Annotated in this window: 19 protein-coding genes; 3 read left to right on the plus strand and 16 right to left on the minus strand. The window is 54.0% G+C overall.

The window, feature by feature from the left end:
* Positions 1–29: 29 nt before the first annotated feature.
* Together relA and rlmD are read right to left on the minus strand one after the other, a co-directional pair.
* On the minus strand, positions 30–2261 hold the full coding sequence (gene relA / locus NCTC9997_RS11495) for a GTP diphosphokinase (RefSeq protein WP_010864367.1): 2232 nt from the start codon (positions 2259–2261) through the stop codon (positions 30–32).
* 116 nt (positions 2262–2377) lie between these two features.
* The gene (rlmD, locus tag NCTC9997_RS11500; RefSeq protein ID WP_064978100.1) at positions 2378–3748 is read right to left on the minus strand and encodes a 23S rRNA (uracil(1939)-C(5))-methyltransferase RlmD; all 1371 of its coding nucleotides are present in this window, start codon (positions 3746–3748) and stop codon (positions 2378–2380) included.
* A gap of 64 nt (positions 3749–3812) precedes the next feature.
* Here rlmD and barA point away from each other — a divergent pair, with 64 nt between their 5' ends.
* Entirely contained in the window at positions 3813–6650 is a 2838-nt protein-coding gene (gene barA / locus NCTC9997_RS11505; RefSeq protein ID WP_064978101.1) for a two-component sensor histidine kinase BarA, read from the plus strand.
* 175 nt (positions 6651–6825) lie between these two features.
* Here barA and acpS read toward each other — a convergent pair whose 3' ends face one another.
* The 11 genes from acpS to rpoE all read right to left on the minus strand — a co-directional run bounded on the left by acpS (position 6826) and on the right by rpoE (position 16096).
* Positions 6826–7206 (minus strand): holo-ACP synthase, encoded by a 381-nt coding sequence (gene acpS, locus NCTC9997_RS11510; protein ID WP_010864370.1) that lies wholly within the window; start codon positions 7204–7206, stop codon positions 6826–6828.
* Positions 7206–7937: a pyridoxine 5'-phosphate synthase gene (gene pdxJ, locus NCTC9997_RS11515; protein ID WP_010864371.1), complete on the minus strand. Its 732-nt coding sequence runs from the start codon at positions 7935–7937 to the stop codon at positions 7206–7208. Before pdxJ ends, acpS begins: the two co-directional genes overlap by 1 nt.
* Entirely contained in the window at positions 7930–8646 is a 717-nt protein-coding gene (recO, locus tag NCTC9997_RS11520; protein WP_010864372.1) for a DNA repair protein RecO, read from the minus strand. Before recO ends, pdxJ begins: the two co-directional genes overlap by 8 nt.
* 21 nt (positions 8647–8667) lie before the next feature.
* Positions 8668–9576, minus strand: a complete 909-nt coding sequence (gene era / locus NCTC9997_RS11525; RefSeq protein ID WP_010864373.1) for a GTPase Era — start codon at positions 9574–9576, stop codon at positions 8668–8670.
* Positions 9573–10250 (minus strand): ribonuclease III, encoded by a 678-nt coding sequence (gene rnc, locus NCTC9997_RS11530; protein ID WP_010864374.1) that lies wholly within the window; start codon positions 10248–10250, stop codon positions 9573–9575. Before rnc ends, era begins: the two co-directional genes overlap by 4 nt.
* A 15-nt stretch (positions 10251–10265) precedes the next feature.
* A complete protein-coding gene (gene lepB, locus NCTC9997_RS11535) occupies positions 10266–11162 on the minus strand; it encodes a signal peptidase I (protein ID WP_039045167.1) in 897 nt (298 codons plus the stop codon).
* A gap of 13 nt (positions 11163–11175) precedes the next feature.
* Positions 11176–12969, minus strand: coding sequence for a translation elongation factor 4 (gene lepA, locus NCTC9997_RS11540; protein WP_064978102.1), 1794 nt, complete (start codon positions 12967–12969; stop codon positions 11176–11178).
* Positions 12970–13052: 83 nt separating this feature from the next.
* Entirely contained in the window at positions 13053–13556 is a 504-nt protein-coding gene (locus tag NCTC9997_RS11545) for a SoxR reducing system RseC family protein (RefSeq protein ID WP_010864377.1), read from the minus strand.
* A 101-nt stretch (positions 13557–13657) separates the two neighbouring features.
* Positions 13658–14764 (minus strand): sigma-E factor regulatory protein RseB, encoded by a 1107-nt coding sequence (rseB, locus tag NCTC9997_RS11550; RefSeq protein WP_082935553.1) that lies wholly within the window; start codon positions 14762–14764, stop codon positions 13658–13660.
* Positions 14764–15372 carry an anti-sigma-E factor RseA gene (gene rseA / locus NCTC9997_RS11555; RefSeq protein ID WP_010864379.1) on the minus strand — a complete coding sequence of 203 codons (609 nt, stop codon included), beginning with the start codon at positions 15370–15372 and terminating at the stop codon, positions 14764–14766. Before rseA ends, rseB begins: the two co-directional genes overlap by 1 nt.
* A 148-nt stretch (positions 15373–15520) precedes the next feature.
* Positions 15521–16096, minus strand: a complete 576-nt coding sequence (gene rpoE / locus NCTC9997_RS11560; RefSeq protein ID WP_010864380.1) for an RNA polymerase sigma factor RpoE — start codon at positions 16094–16096, stop codon at positions 15521–15523.
* Between the two features lie 244 nt (positions 16097–16340).
* On the opposite strand from rpoE, the gene nadB reads away from it, so the two are divergent.
* Complete coding sequence (nadB, locus tag NCTC9997_RS11565; RefSeq protein WP_064978103.1) at positions 16341–17999, plus strand: L-aspartate oxidase; 1659 nt, start codon at positions 16341–16343, stop codon at positions 17997–17999.
* A 186-nt stretch (positions 18000–18185) separates the two neighbouring features.
* Here the strand turns inward: nadB and NCTC9997_RS11570 are convergent, their stop codons facing one another.
* On the minus strand, positions 18186–18692 hold the full coding sequence (locus NCTC9997_RS11570; RefSeq protein WP_064978104.1) for a protein YgfX: 507 nt from the start codon (positions 18690–18692) through the stop codon (positions 18186–18188).
* Complete coding sequence (gene sdhE, locus NCTC9997_RS11575; RefSeq protein WP_036770508.1) at positions 18673–18939, minus strand: FAD assembly factor SdhE; 267 nt, start codon at positions 18937–18939, stop codon at positions 18673–18675. Before sdhE ends, NCTC9997_RS11570 begins: the two co-directional genes overlap by 20 nt.
* Before the next feature lie 279 nt (positions 18940–19218).
* Between sdhE and ygfZ the strand changes: the two genes are divergently transcribed.
* Positions 19219–20211: a tRNA-modifying protein YgfZ gene (ygfZ, locus tag NCTC9997_RS11580; protein ID WP_064978105.1), complete on the plus strand. Its 993-nt coding sequence runs from the start codon at positions 19219–19221 to the stop codon at positions 20209–20211.
* 181 nt (positions 20212–20392) lie between these two features.
* On the opposite strand, the gene NCTC9997_RS11585 is transcribed toward ygfZ, so the two are convergent.
* A complete protein-coding gene (locus NCTC9997_RS11585; protein WP_082935554.1) occupies positions 20393–23107 on the minus strand; it encodes a glycosyl hydrolase family 18 protein in 2715 nt (904 codons plus the stop codon).
* Positions 23108–23171: the final 64 nt, after the last annotated feature.

Consider the following 23171-nt stretch of genomic DNA (forward strand, 5'->3'; position numbering starts at 1 on the left):
CACCAAAGCACCTAAGCACCTAAGCAGACTCAGCCACGCAAGCGACGGGCTTCAATCACATCCGACAGCTGCCCGATACGAGTCAAAATCCGGCCCAGCGCCTGCAGGTTATAAAGCTCCACTTCCATATCGATGGTCGCCAGCTGCTTTTTAGTATCGCTACGGCTGGCCACGCCCAACACATTGACCTTTTCGTTGGCCAAGATGGTGGTGATATCACGCAGCAAACCACTACGATCGTTGGCCAGCACCCGCAAACTTAAGGTATAGCCGGAGGAGTAGCACTCGCCCCACACCGCTTCAACCACCCGCTCCGGCGCGTGATTGAGCAGCTCATGCAGCTGTTCACAATCCGCACGGTGGATAGAGATACCGCGCCCTTGGGTGATGAAACCAACAATCTCATCGCCCGGAATAGGCTGGCAGCAGCGGGCGATGTAGTGCATCAGGTTGCCCACCCCTTCAACCACAATCCGACCCGGCTTGTGCTCAGTGGCTTTGTTGGCCGCCGCATGTTGCGCCTTGGCGGCAATGGTGCGCAGCGCTTCTTTATCGGCCGTTTCGGCATCGGGCTTCATCAGCCGGTTTTGCAGGAAGTTGACCAACTGGTTCAGGCGCAGATCGCCACCACCAATCCCGGCCAGCACCTCTTCCATGGTCTTGACGTTAAAGCGCTCCAGCACCAGCTTTTCGACATCTTTCACGCCCAAGCCCATGCGCGACAATTCGCCTTCCAGCATCTCTTTACCGGCGGCGATGTTTTTATCGCGATCGAGCTTTTTAAAGTAGGCATGAATTTTCGCCCGCCCACGGCTGCTGTTCACAAAACCGAGGTTTGGGTTCAGCCAGTCACGGCTCGGGTTCGGGTTTTTCTGGGTGATGATTTCAATCTGATCACCCATCTGCAGCTTGTAGGTGAAAGGAACAATCCGACCACCTATCTTGGCGCCGATACAACGGTGCCCGACATCGCTGTGAATGTGGTAGGCAAAATCGAGCGGCGTCGAGCCGGCCGGTAAGTCCACCACATCGCCTTTTGGCGTAAACACATACACGCGGTCATCGAACACTTGGCTGCGCAGCTCATCAAGCATTTCGCCCGAATCGGAGATCTCTTCTTGCCAAGCCAGTAACTTACGCAGCCAAGCAATACGCTCTTCGTAACCGGAGCGCACGTTGCCGCCGCCTTCTTTATATTTCCAGTGCGCCGCAACCCCGAGCTCCGCATCTTCGTGCATCTGACGGGTACGGATCTGAATCTCGATAGTTTTGCCTTGCGGGCCTAACACCACGGTATGAATCGACTGATAACCGTTTGGCTTCGGGTTGGCCACGTAATCGTCAAATTCACTCGGCAGATGTTTAAAGTGGGTATGCACCACCCCGAGCGCCGCGTAACAGTCTTGCAGGCGTTCGGTGATGATCCGAATCGCCCGCACATCAAACAGCTCATCAAATTCCAGCATCTTTTTCTGCATCTTGCGCCAGATGCTGTAGATGTGTTTCGGGCGGCCATACACTTCGGCCTGTACGCCAGACTCTTTGATATAGCGGCGCAGCGTATCGACAAAAGTATCGATGTACTGCTCACGATCGATACGGCGCTCGTGCAGCAATTTCGCAATACGCTTGTATTCGGCAGGATGCAAATAGCGGAAGCAATAATCTTCCAGCTCCCACTTGAGCTGACCAATCCCTAAGCGGTTGGCCAGTGGCGCGTAAATGTTGGTACACTCTTTGGCCACCAACACCCGCTGTTCTTCATCGGCGTCTTTGACTTCCCGCAGGTGCGCGATGCGCTCGGCGAGCTTGATCACCACGCAGCGGAAATCCTCTACCATCGCCAGCAGCATGCGGCGGACGTTGTCCACCTGCTCGGACGAAGTAGAGCCGTTTTGTGTTGCATTCAGCTGGCGGATAGCATCCATTTCCATCACGCCGCTGATCAGGTTCATGATCGATTTACCGCACTCTTCCTCGACGCGTTCCGGCGTCAGTACCCCATCGGAGACTAACGGGAAAATCAAGGCGGCACGCAGGCTGTCGATATCCATGCTGAGAGTGGCCAAAATCTCCACCATCTCCAGACCGCGGGATAACAACACGCCAGCATGCTCAGGATCGGCAATCTGAGCCTCACAATAACGCCAAGTTTCGGATACACGGGTTCCGGCCTCTGGGCTTAACCCGAGGCTGTTAATCCATTTTTCGAGCGCAAACACCCCGTCTTTATTTAGGTGCGCACCACGAACTGCAACCATAATTCATCCCTATAGCTTGGCTTTCATCGTTATATTTACCGGACGGCTCCTCTTTGCGAAGCCGTCCGTGCTGTGCATACTGTTTTTAACAGAAAAAAACCGGCCTCGACTACTGATTATTGCGCAAAAGTATTCTTAACGGATGCAGGAGAGCGTTTTTTTCCCGTTCGCATAAACAGCGCCATCGACTCCAGATGCGCCGTATGCGGGAACATATCCAGCATTCCCAGTTGTACCAGCTGATAACCAGCTTCAATCAATACTTTACTGTCGCGCGCCAGTGTCGCCGGGTTACAGGACACATAGACAATCCGCTCGGGTTGTAAGTTCACTATATGTGGCATCACCGCCAACGCGCCGGCGCGCGCCGGATCCAGCAACACCTTATTGAAACCTTCTTGCGCCCACGATTGCTGAGTCAACGGCTCATCCAAATTGCAGGCGTAAAACCGCACGTTGGCCAGCGCGTTGTCGGCGGCGTTACGGCGCGCTTGTTCCACCATCGCCTCAACCCCTTCCACACCGACCACGTCTGCTGCCAGTTTCGCCGCTGGCAGGGTGAAGTTACCCATGCCGCAGAACAGATCCAGCAGGCGGTCTTGCGCATCCAGTTCTAACCACGCCAGCGCTTGTGCCACCATTTGCTGATTCACATTCGGATTAACCTGAATGAAATCACGCGGCGAAAAATGCAAATTCAGGCCATCAATACGGTACAGCGGCCATTGCCCGTACCAGCAAGTGAGCTGTTCACTGTCTGGTGCCGAAAACAAGTTCAGTTGGCGAACTTGCGCCAAGGCCAGCAGCGCTTGTTTGTCACTCTCCGGCAGCGCTTGTGTATGGCGCACCACCAGTAAGATGCCGTTATCCGCGGCCACCAATTCGATATGGCCAATCGCGCGTACCGCCTGCAAGTTACTTAAGCATTCACGTAGCGCAGGCAACAGCGCCGAAAGCTCAGGCTGCAACACCGGACAGGTGTGAATATCGACGATGTTATCCGAGCCGGCCTGTCGAAAACCCAGCTGCAACTGACGCGTTTTTTTATCCACCCGTACACTTAAACGGGCGCGGCGGCGATAGCCATACTGTGGCCCTTCAATCACGCCGCCATTGACGCGCAACTCGGCAAGCCCAGTTTCGCGACTCATCATGCGCTGCAGCGCTTGCTGCTTACTGGCCACCTGCAACGCATAATCGACATGCTGCATCTGGCAGCCACCACACTGGCGGTAATGCGGACACGGCGGAGTCTGGCGCTGGGCGCTCGGTTGCAAGATTTTCTGGCAATGCGCCTTGGCGTACTGCCGTTTATCTTCATAAATCCGGGCGATCACGCGCTCCCCCGGCAGTGCACCACTGACAAACAGGGTCTTCCCCTGCCAACGGGCCACTCCCTGCCCCTGATAATCCAGTGAGAGGATCTCGGTTTCTGCGCTTTGGGTCGCAGAAGGACGTTTTTTTGCCGGAGTATAAAATTGCGCCATGAATGTCTAGCCGGAATCAGGTAAATTATGCGGTTAAATAGTATTTTCCCACAGATAGCGACCGATGACCAATTACGGCCTGCGTGCTCGGGTAATTACAATGACACTGGCGCCAACCCTGATCATCGGGTTGCTGCTCAGTGCCTTCTTTGTGGTGAACCGCTACCGCGATCTTGAACAGCAACTGATTGATGAAGGCACCGCCATCATCGAACCTTTATCCGTGTCCACGGAATATGCGATGACCTTTCGCAACCGAGAGTCAGTCAAACAACTGATCAATCTGTTGCATCGCCGTCACTCGAATATTGTCCGCTCGATTGCGGTGTTCGATGCGGATAACCGCCTGTTCGTCACCTCGAACTTCCATCGCAACTTTTCGGTTTTGCAGCTGGAGGATGCCAGCCATATTCCGCTGCAAGTGATGTTAAGTCGCCAAGATCAGATGCTGATTATCCGCACGCCGATTTTCGCCGATGCAACGCTATCTGATGCCGCGACCAGCGATCCGGACAAAACCCGGCCACTTGGTTATATCGCGGTAGAGCTCGATGTCCGGCCGATGGAGCTGCAGCAATACCAAGAAATTGGTGCGGCCTTGGGCATGTTAGTGTTCTGCTTGATTATCGCCGGCGTGTTCGCCTATCGCCTGATGCGTGTCGTCACCGTGCCAATTACCCACATGGTGCATACGGTGGATCAAATTCGCCGTGGCCAGCTCGATAGCCGCGTGGAAGGCAAGATGCTGGGCGAGTTGGATATGCTGAAAAACGGGATTAACTCGATGGCTGTCTCCTTGACGGCCTATCACGAGGAGATGCAGCAGAGTATCGATCAAGCCACTTCGGATTTGCGCGAAACCCTTGAGCAGATGGAGATCCAGAACGTGGAGCTGGATCTGGCCAAAAAACGGGCGCAGGAAGCGGCGCGGATTAAGTCTGAATTCTTGGCCAACATGTCGCACGAACTGCGCACCCCGCTCAATGGCGTGATTGGTTTTACCCGCCAGATGCTCAAAACGCGGCTCAGTCCAAGCCAAACCGATTACCTGCAAACCATCGAGCGTTCGGCAAATAACCTGCTGACGATCATCAATGACATCCTCGATTTCTCCAAACTGGAAGCCGGTAAGCTGGTGCTGGAGCAAATTCCGTTTGGGGTGCGCGACACTATCGATGAAGTGATGCTGCTACTGGCTCCGAATGCCCATGAAAAAGGCATTGAGCTCACCCTGACCTTAAGCCAAGAAGTGCCGGAATACGTGGTCGGTGACCCGCTGCGCATCCAGCAAATCCTAACCAACCTGATTGGTAACGCCATCAAGTTTACCGAGCACGGCAATATTGATGTGCAAATCGAGCAACGCAGCCGCACGCCGGGAAGCGTCGAGCTCTTATTGCAGGTGAAAGATACCGGTATCGGGATCTCCGAGCGCCAGCAAGCGCAGCTGTTCCAAGCCTTCCGTCAAGCCGATGCCAGTATCTCACGCCGCTATGGCGGGACCGGTTTAGGTTTGGTGATCACACAAAAACTGGTCAAAGAGATGGGCGGTGAAATTGGCTTCCAAAGCCGTCTGCACAAAGGTTCGAGCTTCTGGTTTACCGTGCCGCTGGCGCTGACCGAAAGCGCCCACCATGACGCGCCGAAACTGCAATCGTTGCAAGGCCAGCACATTTTACTGATTGAGCCGAACGAGAATGCGGCCCAAGCGGTGATGAGCATGTTCGAGCACCAGCCGGTGCACATTGAGCATGCCGACTCGTTAGCCAGCGCTCCGCCAGAGAAAGTGGAGATAGTGCTATTGTGCTTTGCCGCCACGCTGACCCACGACACCGCCAGCATGGTGCAACAAATTCGCGTCGCGCGGCGCTATGCCGGACGCGTTGTCATCGGCCTGCCGAGCAAAGATCTGAACATTGCCGATGAGCTGGTTCAAGCCGGAGCGGAAGCTTGCCTAACCAAACCGCTGGCGCGCACCCGTCTGTTCCATACGCTGCAAGATGGCTGTTTAGTCGCCCTGCCTGATCAGGTACTGACGCCGAAACTGCCGCTGCGCGTGATGGCAGTCGATGATAACCCGGCTAACCTCAAGCTGATCGGTACCTTGCTCGGCGAGATGGTCGAACAAACGGTATTGTGCAGCAGTGGCCAAGAAGCACTGCAACAAGCCGGTCAACATGCCTTCGACATTATTCTGATGGATATTCAGATGCCGGAGATGGATGGCATTCGCACTAGCGAGTTGATCCGCCAGCTGCCAAACAATGCCGATACGCCGATTGTGGCGGTCACCGCCCATGCCATGAGCGGTGAGCGTGAACGCCTGCTCGCCGCGGGCATGGATGACTACCTGACTAAACCGATAGATGAAAGTATGCTGCAACGCATCATGGCGCTGCATACCGGCCAAGGGCTGCGTCAGGCCACGCTCACCAGCTCACAGCCACTGACCGAACCAAGCCCGAGCATGCCGATCGCACTGCCGGAGCCTAGCACTGTGACACCGGCATCGCTTGTCGCCCCTGCGGTAGCAGTCACTCCAGTAGTGCCAAGCGGCGCGGAAGATGTCTCACTAAGCTGGCCGCTGGCACTACAGCAAGCCGGCGGTAAAGATGATTTGGCCCGTGAGCTGCTGCAAATGCTGCTCGATTTTCTCAATGAGATCGAACAACAAGTGAATGCGGTGCTCAATGACCAGCCGGTAGTGGATATCACCGCCAGCATCCACACCCTGCACGGCAGTTGCAGCTACAGTGGCGTTCCTCGTTTGAAAAAGCTGTGTCGCGAGTTAGAACAACAGCTGCGCCACGGCGTGGCTCCCGCAGAGCTAGAGCCGGAATGGCTGGAGTTACTCGATGAAATTGCCAATGTGCGTCATGAGGCGGCTGAAGTTTTATCCTGACTCCGGCCCAAGCATCAGCGTATATCGCTCGTAGGATGAGGCATTCGCGTTTAGTCGACGCATCCGCCGATATTAAAAAGCCCACCGCTTTCGCTTGTGGGCTTTTTTGTGGCTCGCCGTTGTGATGAGCCAGTTTATATCATCAGTGATACCCAGTACTGACATCACACGCCGGTCAGCACTCTAACAGCACCGTTGCGACCGCATAGTGCCGCTCATCGGCAATAGTGACATGCAGATGGGTAATGCCATAGCGCGCGGCCATTTCAGCCGCCACACCGTGCAAATGCAAACAGGGTTTACCGAGCGCATCATTGCACACTTCAAACTGATTAAACGCCAACCCGCTGCGAATACCGGTTCCTAGCGCCTTCGCCGCCGCTTCTTTGACCGCAAAACGCTTAGCCAAAAAACGCACCGGCTGCGCACTAGCCTGATATTGCGCCAACTCATTAGCCGTTAAAATGCGCTGCGCCAGCCGATCGCCAGAGCGCTCATGCACCTTAGCAATCCGCTCGATTTCAACGATGTCAGTCCCTAGGCCGAAAATCGCCATTATGCACGGGCGTTTTGCATGATTTGCTTCATGTCGGCCACGGCATTTTTCAGGCCATCAATTACCGCGCGACCAATAATGGCATGCCCGATATTCAGCTCATGCATTTCTGGCAGCGCCGCAATGGCCGCTACGTTGTGATAGGTCAGGCCATGTCCGGCGTTCACCATCAGGCCACGACCGGCGGCATATTCAGCGGCGGCAGCAATCTTGGCCAGCTCCATCGCTTGCGCGTCTTCAGTTTCGGCATCAGCGTACGCACCGGTATGCAGCTCGATAAACGGCGCACCCACTGCCACGGCGGCATCAATTTGCTGCATGTCAGGGTCGATGAACAGAGAAACTTTAATATCCGCAGCGTGCAAACGTGCCACGGCAGCGGTCATTTTTTCCAATTGACCGGCCACATCCAGACCGCCTTCGGTAGTCACTTCTTCGCGCTTTTCCGGCACCAAGCAGCAGTAATGCGGACGAATCTCACAGGCGATGTCCAGCATCTCCTCGGTCACGGCCATCTCCAGATTCATACGGGTCTGCAGCGTCTGGCGCAAAATCCGCACATCACGATCGGTAATGTGACGACGATCTTCGCGCAGGTGTACCGTGATCCCATCGGCACCGGCTTGCTCGGCAATAAACGCCGCATTCACCGGATCTGGATAAATCGTTCCGCGGGCATTACGAATAGTGGCGATATGATCGATGTTCACGCCCAGCAACAGCTTAGACATTTTTCGTCTCCTTGGAAAAATGACGGAAAAGTTCCCGACTTTTTAATGGTTTGCCGCCAAGATACGGTTTTAGCGCCATCCGTGTAAAGCGTTTCGCCGCTTTGAGCTGCTCGGCGCTGTCAAACTGACGTGCCGCCAACGCTTGCAACTGATCACCGGTAAATGACAAGGGATCGACAATCATGGAGGCGATAAAACCTTTTTCGCTGCGATAGCGATAAGTCATGTTCGGCTCGACCGCGAGCCCGCTACCGGCACAATGCAGAAAATCCACCCCATAGCCGAGTGCTGGCAGTAACGCCAGTTCAAAACGGCGCAATGCCGGTTCTGGATTTTTGGGGTATTGGGCCAGCTCGCGCAGGCAGGTGAGATAATCGGTGAAGACCCCGCTATACGGAGTTTGTGGCTCCAGCACGCGGGTAACCAGCTCATTGACATACAACGCGCTGTACAGTGCGATGCCACTGAAAGGCAGCGCTAAGGCAGCCGGTTCGGCGCTGCGTAAGGTTTTCACCTCACCACGACCGCTCCAGCGTAATAACAATGGCGTAAAGGGCTGCAAGCAGCCCTTTAACTGAGAACGACGACTTCTGGCACCTTTGGCCAGCATCCGCACCCGTCCCTCTTCTTCAGTGAAGATATCCAGCAGTAAACTGGTTTCACTGTAAGGGCGTCCGTGCAACACAAAACCGCGCTGCCAGCCTTCCATCGCAAGCCTCGTCAGTGAGGCTTAGAGATCGTCGGTGTAGCCCAGACTGCGCAAGGCGCGCTCGTCATCGGCCCAACCGGATTTCACTTTCACCCACAGTTCAAGGTGAACTTTGGTGTCGAACATCTCTTCCATGTCGCGACGCGCTTCGGTACCGATGACTTTGATTTTGCTGCCTTTGGCACCAATCACCATCTTCTTCTGGCCATCACGCTCCACCAAGATAGCGGCATTGATGTCATAGCCGCCCATCTCGTTTACCACAAAGCGCTCAATCTCAACCGTTACCGAATACGGCAGCTCTTCACCCATAAAACGCATCAGCTTTTCACGGATGATCTCAGAGGCCATAAAGCGCTGCGAACGGTCGGTTACGTAATCTTCTGGGAAGTGGTGAGTACCTTCCGGCAGATGGTCATGCACAATACGCGCAATTTCATCAACCCCAGTGCCATTTTCCGCAGAAATTGGCACCACTTGCAGGAAGTTCATCTTCTCGGACAACATTTGGATATGCGGCAGCAAAATCTCTTTTTGCTTGATGCAATCCACTTTGTTGATCGCCAAGATCACCGGGCAACGCGCTTGTTTTAGCTTGCCCAGCACCATTTCGTCATCGTCGTTCCAGTTGGTGCCTTCGACCACGAAAATGACCAGCTCCACATCACCAATCGAGCTGCTGGCCGCCTTGTTCATCAGGCGGTTAATCGCACGCTTTTCTTCGATGTGCAGACCCGGGGTATCCACATAAATGGCCTGATAAGCGCCTTGCGTATCGATACCGACAATCCGGTGCCGCGTGGTTTGCGCTTTACGCGACGTGATGGAGATCTTCTGTCCCAGTAACTGGTTCAGCAGTGTCGATTTACCCACATTTGGGCGACCGACAATCGCCACAAATCCGCAATGCGTTTTTTCAGTTTCGGTCATACCTGCTCCAACTGCTTCAGTGCCAGATCGGCCGCGGCCTGCTCGGCTTTACGTCGGCTTGATCCCACGCCCACCACTGGTTGCGCCATTCCTTCGACTGAACAATGGATGGTAAATTCCTGATCGTGCGCTTCACCACGCACCTGTATTACCTGATAGACCGGCAACGGTAAACGACGCCCTTGCAGATACTCCTGCAAACGGGTCTTTGGATCTTTTTGGCGATCGCCCGGACGAATTTCTTCCAAGCGCGCCTGATACCAGCGCAAAATAAGCTCACGTACCGCTTCTAGACCGGTATCCAGATACACGGCGCCAATAATGGCCTCCACGGTATCGGACAGAATTGATTCACGGCGGAAACCGCCGCTTTTCAGTTCACCTGGGCCCAGACGCAAGTATTCGCCCAGCTCAAACTCACGCGCCAGCTCAGCCAGCGTATTGCCACGCACCAATGAGGCACGCATACGGCTCATATCACCTTCGTCCACTTTCGGGAACTGGTGATACAGCGCGTCAGCAATCACAAAGCTCAAAATGGAATCGCCCAGAAACTCCAGGCGCTCGTTATGTTTACCGCTGGCACTACGATGAGTCAGTGCCAGTTGCAGGAAATCAATATTTGTAAAGGTATAGCCCAGCTTACGCTGCAGCGTATTTAATGATGCATTCATCAACTACATAACCGATTAATGAATCGCCCCAATCCGGTTCAGGCGCACACCGGTCGGCCACTGGCCCGGTTCTTTATCAAAACTCATCCAGATAGCGACCGCTTTACCTACCAGATTAGCGCTCGGGACAAAGCCCCAGAAACGACTGTCCTGACTGTTGTCACGGTTATCCCCCATGACAAAGTATGACCCCTGTGGCACGACCCACTCACCCACCGGCTCACCCGGTTGTGTGTAGTAATAGGCGGTAGCCTCTGGAGCATACGGATTGATCAGGATATTGTGCGCCACCGGCCCCAACTGCTCAGTTGCTTGAATCAACTGCTCATTACGTTGGAAGAACTGACTCGGATGCACATTGCTGTACTCGAGTTTGGTCAGCGGCTGACACTCTTTTCCTGATGGACAGGCTGGCTTGATATACAACTGTTTATCTTTATAAACCACTGTATCGCCCGGTAATCCGACTACGCGTTTGATGTAATCTAAGCTCGGATCTTCTGGGTATTTAAATACCGCAATGTCACCGCGCTTAGGTTCACCCGTTTTAATCAGCGTTTTCTGGAAAATCGGGTCTTTAATACCGTAGGCGAACTTCTCCACTAGGATGAAGTCGCCTACCAGTAAGGTTGGCATCATAGAGCCGGACGGAATTTGGAACGGCTCATAGATGAAAGAGCGCACCACCAACACCACCGCAATCACCGGAAAGACGGAAACGCACGTTTCGACCCAGCCCGGTTGTGGAGCCACACTGTTGAGTGTGGCCTCATCAATATTGCCGCCGGCCTTCGCGCGAACGTCCTCGACTTTGGCTTTACGCTTGGGTGCCCAAACAAATTTGTCCAGACACCACACGATCCCGGTAAATACAGTCACCAGCACCAGAATCAGCGCGAAGGTGTTAGCCATGCCCACTCCTTAATTAATCTTTACCAACATGCAGAATCGCCAAGAAGGCTTCTTGCGGCAGCTCGACGTTACCGATCTGCTTCATGCGCTTTTTACCTTCTTTCTGCTTCTGCAACAGTTTCTTCTTACGGCTCACGTCACCACCGTAACATTTGGCCAGTACGTTTTTACGCAACTGCTTCACGGTAGAACGGGCAATAATTTGGTTACCGATCGCCGCCTGAATCGCAATATCAAACTGCTGACGCGGGATCAGTTCTTTCATCTTCTCAACCACTTCACGGCCACGGCTCTGTGCGTTGGCGCGGTGGGTAATGATAGCCAAGGCATCGACGCGATCGCCGTTCACCATGATATCAACACGCACCATGTCAGCCGCTTGGAAACGCTTGAAGCCGTAATCCAATGACGCATAGCCGCGCGAGGTTGATTTCAGACGGTCGAAGAAGTCGAGCACCACTTCACCCATCGGAATTTCGTAGATCAGCGCCACTTGGTTGCCGTGATATACCATGTTGGTCTGCACACCACGTTTTTCAATACACAACGTGATCACGTTACCCAGATATGGCTGTGGCAACAGCATATGACACTCAGCGATTGGCTCGCGGATCTCGGCAATGTTGTTCAGCGGTGGCAATTTAGCCGGGCTGTCTACATAGACAATTTCGCCGCTGGTCATCGCCACTTCGTACACTACGGTTGGCGCGGTGGTGATCAAGTCCAGATCGTATTCACGCTCCAGGCGCTCTTGGATGATCTCCATGTGCAGCAGACCCAAGAAACCACAGCGGAAGCCAAAGCCCAGCGCCGTTGAGTTTTCTGGTTCGTAGAACAAGGACGCATCGTTCAGGCTAAGTTTACCCAGCGCATCACGGAAAGCTTCATAGTCATCCGAGCTAATCGGGAACAGACCGGCATACACCTGCGGTTTTACTTTCTTAAAGCCTGGCAGAGCTTTTTCCGCCGGGTTACGTGCCAGCGTTAGGGTATCACCTACTGGCGCGCCCAGAATGTCTTTAATACCGCACACAACCCAACCTACTTCGCCACAGTTCAGCTCAGTACGGTCGATTTGCTTCGGTGTGAAGATCCCCAGACGGTCAACGCCCCATGTCTGGCCGGTGCTCATCACCTTGATCTTGTCGTTTTTGCGCAGGCAACCGTTCTTGATACGTACCAGAGACACCACACCCAGATAGTTATCGAACCAAGAGTCGATAATCAGGGCTTGCAGTGGCGCTTCTGGATCGCCTTCTGGCGCCGGAATGCTTTGTACCAGACGCTCTAACACATCCGGCACGCCAACCCCGGTTTTCGCCGAGCAGCGCACCGCATCGGTGGCATCGATGCCCACGATGTCTTCGATTTCTTCCGCTACCCGCTCCGGCTCAGCCGCTGGAAGGTCAATCTTGTTCAGAACCGGTACCACTTCCAAATTCATATCCAAAGCGGTATAGCAGTTCGCCAGAGTCTGGGCTTCTACGCCTTGACCGGCATCCACCACCAGCAGCGCGCCTTCACAGGCGGCCAGTGAACGGGATACTTCATAGGAGAAGTCAACGTGGCCCGGCGTGTCGATGAAGTTCAGCTGATATACCTGACCATCACGGGCGGTATAATCCAGCGTCACACTCTGCGCTTTAATGGTAATACCGCGCTCACGCTCCAAATCCATGGAGTCCAGAACTTGGGCTGCCATTTCACGATCAGACAAGCCGCCGCAGATTTGAATGATACGGTCAGACAGCGTCGACTTACCGTGGTCAATGTGGGCTATGATGGAAAAGTTACGAATATGCTTCATCAGTATTTGCGCGACCTTTGCTAGGAATCAGAGCAGAATCAGGATTAATAATTTAAGTGGATGGATTCTACCTGAATCACCGGTCAGTCGCTATCCTTGCGCACATTCACTTGCAGATTCACTGCGTCGGCAGAATTACAGCTCAGCGGCACCCCTAAATTTCGCAGGATCACCGGTTGATATGTGGCCTGACGGCTCAGATGACGGGCTAAATAACGTGACACGCCAATCCCGACAGCCGTTCCGGCCATCGCGACAGCAATAATAGGCAGCTCATTGGCAGTAAAGAGTGACGCCAGCACCGCACTGAGAATCAAACCGAGCAGTGGCACACAATACATCACGAAGGCAGAAGAGAGCAGGCTGCGCTCGGAAATCCCGATTTCAACCTGCTGCCCGACCTGCAGCGGCTCGCGGCAGGTCAGTTGCAAAGTATGTTGATGCGGATTATCGCCCGTGAGTTTCTCCAGTGCGCTCATGCCGCACTGGCTGGCGCTAGCGCAGCCACTACATCCAGACTTTTGCTGGCAACTGACAGTCGCCACCCCGTTTTCATACGCCACTACCGTGGCTAATTCGCGGATCATAACGGATGGCTCATCAGGTGATTACACATAAACCCGTTGCTCGGTACTTTCAGCACAACCACTCTCGGCACAGTTATATCAATTATGACGCAAAGCGCCCATTATTGCGCAGCTGGCGCAGAGCTACCGGCAAACTTCACGCCGTGGGCAATACGCTTCGCGGTTGCCGGCGGCAATTCACCAACAACGGTCACCTCGTACTGGCCTTGCTGCTCAGTCTGTACCGTACGGCGGCCTTGACGCACCAGCTGTTCGCGAATATTGCGCCCTTCGGCAGGCGAAACATACACGGTAAAGCTAAACAGCCCATCGGAGTACAATTTAGACTCCACCGGAACATCGACATTTGGCAGACGATGACGGCTACGCGAGATCTCCGCAAAGCCCCCTGGCAACCATGACGGCGACCAGCTCATATCCAGCTTGGTTTGCGGTTCGAAGGTGATCACTGGCGGTAATGCCACTTCATTGAGTTTGGCCATGGCTTTCGACAACTCAGGCGCAATCAGGTAGGAAATCACCCGATACTGCTCCAGCGTTTCGCCATCGCGATCCAACAAATCAGCCCGCAGCAGTAATTTACTCTCTTCGTCTAACCACACCACATAGCTGTAGCGAAAATCATCGCGCGGCACTATGCGCACCACTTGTGCAGGGCGATCGACCACCCGCGCCCGCCCGACCGGCACAAAATCATAGTACTGGCTGAGCAGTTGGAAATCGGCATGCAGTACCGATGGCATAGAATCGACGATATGCGAGCTGCGGATCGTAAACGGCTCCACGCCCGGCTCGAAATAGCTGATTTCACCACCGCGTTGCAACACTTCACGTCGCGGGCCATCGAGCTGCAGCATCTGGCTCAAATCCAGATTGTTCACGCGCGCATGGCGGTAACGCATAGCGTCGATACTGCTTTTGTTCACGCGAATAAACGACATCTCATAGCTGAGATCCTGCGCCGCTTGCGTCATGCGCTCCAGCATTTGCTGCGCCGAAGGCGACGCCGCCGTGGTGCTCGCACTGGCAGAAGAGGTAGCGGGAGTCGTTGCCGTATCAGCCACTGGTGCTGGCGCAGATGAGGATTCGGCAGGAGACGGAAGTGGTTTAGACACCACAGAGGACGGATCGGCCGTCCCCTGTGAGGAGAATGCGGAGGTGCTGTAACAACCCAGCACCGCAAGCAAAAAAACAACCCATTGCTTCATTATCGCTGCGCATTCCCGACTTGCTGTGCCATGTCGCCCTGACGCTGCTCGATATTTTCGGCATTCAGACGACGTTGTAACTCATAATCTTGCAGCATGGCGCTGATGCGCTTGCGCTGCTCTTGCAGTTGCTGATCGCTTGGCATACCGGAGGTCGGTACGCTGTAGCTCACCGGCGATGCTTGTCCACCAATCGGTAAGGTATTAAAGACTGGCATGTCTTGCGCCGCACCGTCTGGCTGATTGTAATACTGTACGCCCACGATCACGCCCAGCGATACGCACGCCGCCAGCCCTAACTGGCTGACATTGCTCAGTACCGGACGGATCTTGTTCCAGAAGGACAGCTTGTGCCAAGTTTCCGGCGTCGGCTGCTGCTCTGGTACCGCATTAGGCACCAACAGGGTTGGCTCATTTTCCAACTCAGCGGCAACCCGGGCGGTAATATCAAAATGCAGTACCTCTGGTACGTCACCGCGCAGAGTATCACGGATTAAATGATAGTCGCGCCACGACTGCTGCAGTTCACGGTCAGCGTACAGTTCACTTAACAGTGCGCTATCTACCGTTTCGCCGTCCATCATGGCGGAAAGTTGCTCTTTCTGCATGCCTATTACCTATTATTGCTTATCCTACCCGAGGTTACATTCCAGTACTGTCTGCGCCATTCAAACCACTCACACACTTCACATAACAGGAGCACACAGAGAAAAACCGGATACGCACCAACCTCTTTTCATTTTGATATTGCTGCTATTAGCGCTGAATTAACGGCTGGATCTTACTGTCGATAAATTCACGCGCACGGAAGATCCGCGAACGAACCGTTCCCACCGGGCAATCCATGATACTGGCAATCTCTTCATAGCTTAGGCCATCTAGCTCACGTAAGGTAATTGCCATTTTCAGGTCTTCCGGTAAGGCTTCAATAGCACCAAATACCACCCTCTTCAGTTCATCTGACAACATCAGATTCTCTGGGTTCGATATTTCTTTTAACGCACTGCCAGTTTCGTAACTTTCTGCGTCTTCAGCATCGACATCGCTGCTTGGTGGACGCCGCCCCTGAGCGACCAAGTAGTTTTTGGCCGTATTGACCGCCACACGGTACAACCACGTATAAAAAGCACTCTCGCCACGGAACGACCCCAAAGCACGGTATGCTTTGATGAAGGATTCCTGCACAACATCAGGCACATCGCCCTGTGGGACATAACGGGAAACCAATCCAGCCACCTTATGCTGATAGCGGGCAACCAGAAGATTAAAAGCGCGTTTATCCCCCTGCTGAACACGTTCGACCAACACTTGGTCTGTCAACTGCTCGCTCATCCGAGGTGTCTTCTCCAAAACATTCTTTGTACAGCATCTCGTATTACTCCGCCGCCCACGGGGTGACACAGCGTAATATTGAGCCAGCTGATTTATTTGATTTAATTATCCCGCAGAAGTTCAACGTTGTACTAAATTCTGTGAGCTGAACTTCGCTGATGCTGTAAAAACGGTAACAAATATGGGGTGAGCTGATCTACCATACGCTCACTTATTAGTCATCTATCAGTATCTATCATACGTTATGGAACAATCCCTTGAACATCTTTGTGATGTGCTCGTGATCGGAAGCGGCGCTGCCGGTCTCTCTTTTGCCCTTCGGGTCGCGGCACACAGCAAGGTGATCGTACTGAGCAAAGGACCGCTTGCTGAAGGTGCCACATATTACGCCCAAGGCGGCATCGCTGCGGTGTTCGATGAAACTGACAGCATTGAATCACACGTTCAGGATACACTGATTGCCGGTGCTGGGCTGTGCGATAAAGCAGCAGTTGAATTCATTGCACAAAATGCACGAGATTGTGTGCAATGGCTCATTGATTATGGCGTACCGTTTGATGTGGAAGAGCACGACGGCGCGCAAAAATTCCACTTAACCCGCGAAGGCGGCCACAGCCACCGCCGTATTTTGCACGCCGCCGATGCCACCGGCAAAGCGGTGCAAACGACCTTGGTCGATAAAACCCGTCTACACCCTAACATCCAGTTGTACGAACGCTACAACGCCGTTGATCTGATCACGACCGCTAAACTGGAATTGACCGATAGCTCGCAGCAACCCAATCGGGTGCTGGGCGCCTATGTTTGGAACCGTGAGCTGGAGCGGGTCGAAACCATCCGTGCGAAAGCGGTGATCCTGGCCACCGGCGGTGCGTCCAAGGTGTATCAGTACACCACCAATCCAGATATTTCCTCCGGTGATGGCATCGCTATGGCGTGGCGTGCAGGTTGTCGCGTGGCCAACATGGAGTTTAACCAGTTCCATCCGACTTGTTTGTACCATCCACAGGCGCGAAATTTTTTGCTGACCGAGGCGCTGCGCGGGGAAGGCGCCTATCTGCGCCGCCCTGATGGTAGCCGTTTCATGCCAGACTTTGACTCGCGTGCTGAACTGGCTCCGCGGGATATCGTGGCGCGCGCCATTGACCATGAGATGAAGCGTCTCGGGGCTGATTGCATGTACCTCGATATCAGCCATAAACCGGCAGAATTTGTGCAGGCGCATTTCCCAACCATTTATGAAAAATTGCTCACGCTAGGTTTGGATCTGACCGCCGAGCCTATCCCGATTGTACCGGCAGCACACTACACCTGTGGTGGGGTGATGGTCGACCAACACGGACGTACCGATGTCGATGGACTATATGCCATTGGTGAGGTCAGTTATACCGGCTTGCACGGTGCCAACCGGATGGCGTCCAACTCGCTGCTGGAATGCGTGGTGTATGCCTGGTCAGCGGCGGAAGATTTGCTGCAATGGCTACCGTATGCCGATGTGGTCGATACCCTGCCAGCGTGGGATGAAAGTCAGGTCGAGTGTTCGGATGAAAAAGTGGTGATCCAGCACAACTGGCATGAGCTGCGCCTTTTTATGTGGGACTACGTCGGGATCGTGCGAACCACCAAACGGTTAGAGCGCGCACTGCGCCGCATCAACATGCTCAAGCAAGAGATTCAAGAGTATTACGCGCATTTTCGTGTCTCGAATAACCTGCTGGAGCTGCGCAATCTGGTGCAAGTTGCCGAGTTGATTGTGCTGTGCGCCCTGCAGCGTAAAGAAAGCCGCGGTCTGCACTACACGCTCGATTATCCGCAAGCGCTGGATGAATCGCGGCCAAGTGTGTTGACCCCGTCAGCCGGTCAGCCAACTGAGGCGCTTTCCGACGCAAACCCTCTCCAGTAACCCGCCTCTCACCCTGTAGTGGCGCGGTGTCAGTCGCGCCACTATCTGACGATCAATATCGCGCGAATACGCGAATACATGTCGCGAAATATCCACCCACAGAAAGTAACGCAACAACCAAGATTAAGCAGTTATCTCAGGGGAACATCGGTGAGTGAGTCGAGGATGTGGCAGACAGAGCCGGATTTAGCGATACTCCGCCAATAACTGTTCGGTCTGTACTAACTTACCACATAAGCGTCGCCACTCGGCGTTCGACAGCATATCTGGCAATAACCAAATCGGCTCGCGGCTAAAACGCACAAACTGCGGCCAACGTGCCGAGCTTCCCTTTGAGGTATCCGCTGCTGTATCAATACGCTCACGACGTACCCAAATCACGACGCCCGCTCGCCCTAAAAACAAGGCGGAACGATACGACCAACGCTGACCTTGCCAGCTGATGCCAAGCCCCTCATCCCACGCCAAGATGCCGTGTTGTGCTCTCAAGCGCCGATAGCGATGCCGAAACTCAAGGCTAAGGGCCACTAACAACGCGCCGCCCAATAGCCACCACAGCGGACTGAGCGACTCGCTGAGCAATGTCTCAGAGACTAAGTAATAGCACGCCAACAGCGCCAATACACCATAACCGGCGCTCAGAAGTTGTACGCTGCGGCGTGAGGGCCGCACATTAAACGGCAGTAAATCCACGCGCTTTATTCCGCGCTTTAATCAACGCGACCATGGCTTCCAGCGCCGGATCTTCTGGACGGGTATTGTTCATAAACCAGCGGAACAAATCCGGATCGTCACGCTCCAGCAAACGGATAAAGGTCGCTTTATCTTCATCGCTCAAGCCTTCGTATTCATGCTCAAAAAACGGCATGATCACCACATCCAGCTCCAGCATACCGCGGCGGCACGCCCAGCGAACCCGGGCACTATTATTCACATCAATCACAACTTAAACTCCGTCCCGTCATTAAAAAGGGCTGCCCCCTTTTTGCACAGCTTTCGATCCTAGCACTGATCTTGAAAATTACCGCCGCGCAGCGCCCAAAATTTGTGACTAAGTTCAGTGTTTTGAGCTGTTTTCAGCGACAGAATTTCACCCTGCCCCGTAGTCAGCTCAGCAGCAGGACGCTATATTGAGAGCCATAAGCACACCTTTTCTGCATGTAACCCGGCCCTCAACTATCGGGCCGCACTCAGATTATCAGATGATACGGACACCACTATGACAGCCTCTGTTACTGCTCCTTTTGCCGCCGCCCCGTTGCTGCCGGCCGCTCAATTGCCATTGACGTTGATGTCTTTGGAGCATTTGGCGTTATTGACCATCACCGGACCGGATGCGGCTAAATACCTGCAAGGCCAAGTCACCTGTGACGTACAAGCGCTGGCACCCGAACATTACACGCTGGGCGCACATTGTGATGCCAAAGGAAAAATGTGGAGTGTTTTCACTCTGTTCGCGCTGGATGGCGGCTTTGGCTGGTTGCAAGCAGCCGACTTAAATGAACGCCAACTGCCAGAGCTAAAAAAATATGCCGTGTTTTCCAAACTGACCATCAGTGAAGATAACAACTACACCTTGCTGGGATTGGCGGGCGCTGATGCACGGCAAGCCTTAGCGGCGCTGTTTAGCCGTTTACCGGATGCTGATGCGCCGTGTGTCAGCAGCGATCACTGTACGTTACTGTGGCAAGCGCAACCTCAAGAGCGTTTTACGTTGCTGATGCCACACACGGAGTTAAGCCGAGTGTTAGATGGCTTACAGCAAGCCGCGCCGAGCTATAACAACCACCAGCAGTGGTTAGCGCTGGATATTGAAGCCGGGGTACCGCAATTATCCGCCGCGACCTGTAATGAATTTATCCCGCAAGCACTAAATCTGCAGGCGCTGGATGCGGTCAGCTTCAACAAAGGCTGTTACGCCGGTCAAGAGATGGTGGCGCGCGCCAAATACCGCGGCGCCAACAAGCGCGCGCTGTATACTTTAGCCGGTCATGGCCATACCGCGCCGCAAGCCGGAGATAGCTTAGAGTTACAACTGGACGAAAACTGGCGTCGGACCGGTACGGTGCTGGCCGCAGCACTGTTGCAAGACGGTCAACTGCGGGTACAAGCAGTGCTGAATAACGAGCTAGATAGCAATGCACACCTGCGCGTTGTCGGTGACAGCGACAGCAGCCTGCATCCGGTCGCGCTGCCTTATAGCCTCGAATAAATAGCGTCGAATAATATCGCCCGCGCCGCTGGCATACAAAACAGCGCGCGATAGGCTTAGGTTAGCGATAAAAAACCCCGCAATGCGGGGTTTTTACTGTGACAGCCACTAAGGCTTCTATCTTTAAGACATCTATCTTTAAAACGTCTACCTTCGAGCCTTCATCGATTGGTGCTCACGATTAGCTTACTTTTTTCCACGCACCAGACTGACTGCTTCCCGGCACTTCACCTTGTGTCCACCACTGTGCCTGCCAAGTCGCGCCGTTATAGGTTACTTTGGCGCCGCCCGAGTAAGCGGTAGTCGCATTCCAGCTCGCCACCGTCGCACTGCCACCGCTGCCATTACCGGAAGAAGAGTTCACCACCTCCCATGGGCCGCCTTGGTCTGGCTGATTGCCTTGCGTCCACCACTTGGCTTTATACTGCACGCCGTTAAACAGCACGGTATCGCCACCAACATAAACTTTAGCCGGATCCCAGGTGGTCTGGCCGCTATTACCGCCAGTCGATGGTACGTCTTTGACTGTCACCACCACCGATTTGGTCACGCTGAGCTTGCCATCACTGACCGTTACCGACACCGTGTAGTTACTGTCAGCGGTCACGCTTGGCGCAGTCAGTGTAATACTGGCGGCATTGGTCGCATTGGCCGTTAAACCGGCAGTATTCCAGCTATAAGTCAACGGATCGCTTTCGGCATCTTTAGCGTCCGCGGTCACCACTAACGTTTTCCCTTCATCAACGGTTAACGTTGCCGGCAAGGTCAGGGTTGGCGCAGTATTCAGTGGTGGCGTCACTGCCGCTTTGACCGTGACAGCAATGGTTTTGTTCACCACATTGCTGCCATCGCTCACTTTCAGCACCAGATTATAGACGGCGTCTTTATCCACCTGCGGCGCAGTTAAGGCCAGCGTCGCTTTGGTGAGATCGGGCGCGCTAAAGCCGGCCGGTAATGTCCACGCATAGGTGAGCGTTTGGCCTTCCGGATCGGATGCCGATGCCTGTACGTTGATACTCTTACCACTATCTACACTCAGTGCACTGCTGACACTCACCACCGGCGGTTGGTTGGAGGTGCTGCCACCGCCGCCACTACCGGCGACAGGGTGCGACAGTGATTCATGCATCGCATTAAGGATATCGCCGTTATCGCCGTCAATCTCCCATGAGAACAAACCGCCCAATCCGTTGGCACGGACATAATTGCCCTTGGCCAATACCGAGCGTGGGTTATCGTACGTGATCAGCTCACCGGTTGACTGATTCCAAACGTACGGGGCTTGCGCTTGCTCATCATACCCATACTGGAAACCATTCACGCCAGTGCCATTGGTCGAGCCTAATGCGCGTTTGAGAATATCCCAATAATCCACCACGCCCGCTTCGAAGGTACCTTTAACCGCGCCAGCTCCGGTGCCAGACATCGGGTTACCGGCAATCTTCAAGCTCGCCGGCATGACCCCACTCCAACCACGGCCATACATGGCAACGCCAACGTTCAACTTGCTGGCTAACACTTTTTTCGCCAACATCAGTTTGATGGCGTTATCAGTGTTGTAATCCGGCTTGTTGGTGTAATCCTTCCCACTGGAGTCTTTGCCCGTGCCTTGGCAGCGAGCTGCTTCCAAGTGAGAGCCACAGTACAGCGCCGCCTGATGGCCGGGCTCATTATTCCATGCCCCATAGAAGTCATAGGTCATCACATTGAAGCGATCGACATACTGCGCCGCATCCGCATAATTGATGATGCCAATTTTGTCGTAACCGGAGCCAATCGCGGAAGTCAGCTCATAGCGCTTACCGGTTTCGGCGCCCACCCGATCCAGCATTTCACGCAGCTCGCGCATCAAGGTGACATAAGTGGCACCGTCTTTAGCCGGATCGCCCAGTTTCGGATTCACCCCCTTGCCGCCCGGGTACTCCCAGTCAATATCCACCCCGTCAAAGAATTTCCAGGTACGGATAAACTCCTCCACCGAATCAACGAACACTTTACGTTTCGCATCATCGCCAAAGAAGAAGAACGGATCGGAGAGCGTCCAGCCGCCGATAGAAGGCAGGATCTTCAGATTTGGATAGCGTTTTTTCAGCGCCATCAAACTGCCGAAGTTACCCTTATAGGAATCAAACTGCCCTTGCCCGGGTTGTGGCATTTGCAGCGCAGCCCACGGATCATGGATAGCAACTTTGAAATTCTCACGCCCCAAGCAGGCACGCTGCAAGGCATTGAAGCTGTTGCCGTTATCCACCTCTTTCAGGCCATCATTGATACCATTGCCACCGCAAATCGGGGTAAAACCGTAATAAATGTGGGTCAGGTTCTGCGCGGGAATTTTCGCTACCGGATATTTGCGATCGTATACGCCCCACTCAACAAAGTAGGTACCGACCTGCATGCCACTGGTATTGGTGTAGGTTTTGTTATTCGGATCGACGCTCATGGTCAGCGGATCTAAATGGCTACCATCGGTATCTGCCACCACGATCGCTTTGGCATCACTCAGCGTACAACTCTCGCTGGCGCCACTGCCGCTACACAGCGCAACCTGCATCTGGTATTTGCCGCCTTTTTTCACATACACGGTGGCACTGTCTTTTTGCGAGGCGGCTGCACTAACACTTTTTTCAAATACCGATTGGCCATTGAGCAGCACTTTCCAGCGATCGCCTGCCTCGCCAGACCAGCGATCCCACGCGACCGGCACCGGCGCGCCATCTTTATTGACCTTCACCAGCGCGTTGTACGATGTCGCTTCCTGATTGACTTGCACAATCGCAAAGTTGGTTTCACTCCAGGCCAATACCGGTTTACCGGGCGCGGCCTGCGCCTGACCAATGCCTGCCAGCATCAGCGAACAACATAGAGCAGAAAGGGGGAATCCTTTAGATTGCATTTACCCGTATCCTTGTAAGGTAGAGCAAACATAAATGACGGTAAGCGGGCTACAGCCGCGAAGG

Origin of the sequence: Plesiomonas shigelloides (genome assembly GCF_900087055.1) — a bacterium.
Lineage (GTDB): Bacteria > Pseudomonadota > Gammaproteobacteria > Enterobacterales > CAMTGL01 > Plesiomonas > Plesiomonas shigelloides.

Coding starts and splice junctions, on each gene's coding strand:
- nadB (WP_064978103.1), top strand. CDS start 16,341: ATGGAACAATCCCTTGAACATCTTTGTGATGTGCTCGTGATCGGAAGC.
- barA (WP_064978101.1), top strand. CDS start 3,813: ATGACCAATTACGGCCTGCGTGCTCGGGTAATTACAATGACACTGGCG.
- ygfZ (WP_064978105.1), top strand. CDS start 19,219: ATGACAGCCTCTGTTACTGCTCCTTTTGCCGCCGCCCCGTTGCTGCCG.
- NCTC9997_RS11585 (WP_082935554.1), bottom strand. CDS start 23,107: ATGCAATCTAAAGGATTCCCCCTTTCTGCTCTATGTTGTTCGCTGATG.
- relA (WP_010864367.1), bottom strand. CDS start 2,261: ATGGTTGCAGTTCGTGGTGCGCACCTAAATAAAGACGGGGTGTTTGCG.
- pdxJ (WP_010864371.1), bottom strand. CDS start 7,937: ATGTCTAAGCTGTTGCTGGGCGTGAACATCGATCATATCGCCACTATT.
- lepA (WP_064978102.1), bottom strand. CDS start 12,969: ATGAAGCATATTCGTAACTTTTCCATCATAGCCCACATTGACCACGGT.
- rlmD (WP_064978100.1), bottom strand. CDS start 3,748: ATGGCGCAATTTTATACTCCGGCAAAAAAACGTCCTTCTGCGACCCAA.
- rseA (WP_010864379.1), bottom strand. CDS start 15,372: ATGCAGAAAGAGCAACTTTCCGCCATGATGGACGGCGAAACGGTAGAT.
- era (WP_010864373.1), bottom strand. CDS start 9,576: ATGACCGAAACTGAAAAAACGCATTGCGGATTTGTGGCGATTGTCGGT.
- rseB (WP_082935553.1), bottom strand. CDS start 14,764: ATGAAGCAATGGGTTGTTTTTTTGCTTGCGGTGCTGGGTTGTTACAGC.
- lepB (WP_039045167.1), bottom strand. CDS start 11,162: ATGGCTAACACCTTCGCGCTGATTCTGGTGCTGGTGACTGTATTTACC.
- recO (WP_010864372.1), bottom strand. CDS start 8,646: ATGGAAGGCTGGCAGCGCGGTTTTGTGTTGCACGGACGCCCTTACAGT.
- rpoE (WP_010864380.1), bottom strand. CDS start 16,096: ATGAGCGAGCAGTTGACAGACCAAGTGTTGGTCGAACGTGTTCAGCAG.
- NCTC9997_RS11545 (WP_010864377.1), bottom strand. CDS start 13,556: ATGATCCGCGAATTAGCCACGGTAGTGGCGTATGAAAACGGGGTGGCG.
- acpS (WP_010864370.1), bottom strand. CDS start 7,206: ATGGCGATTTTCGGCCTAGGGACTGACATCGTTGAAATCGAGCGGATT.
- rnc (WP_010864374.1), bottom strand. CDS start 10,250: ATGAATGCATCATTAAATACGCTGCAGCGTAAGCTGGGCTATACCTTT.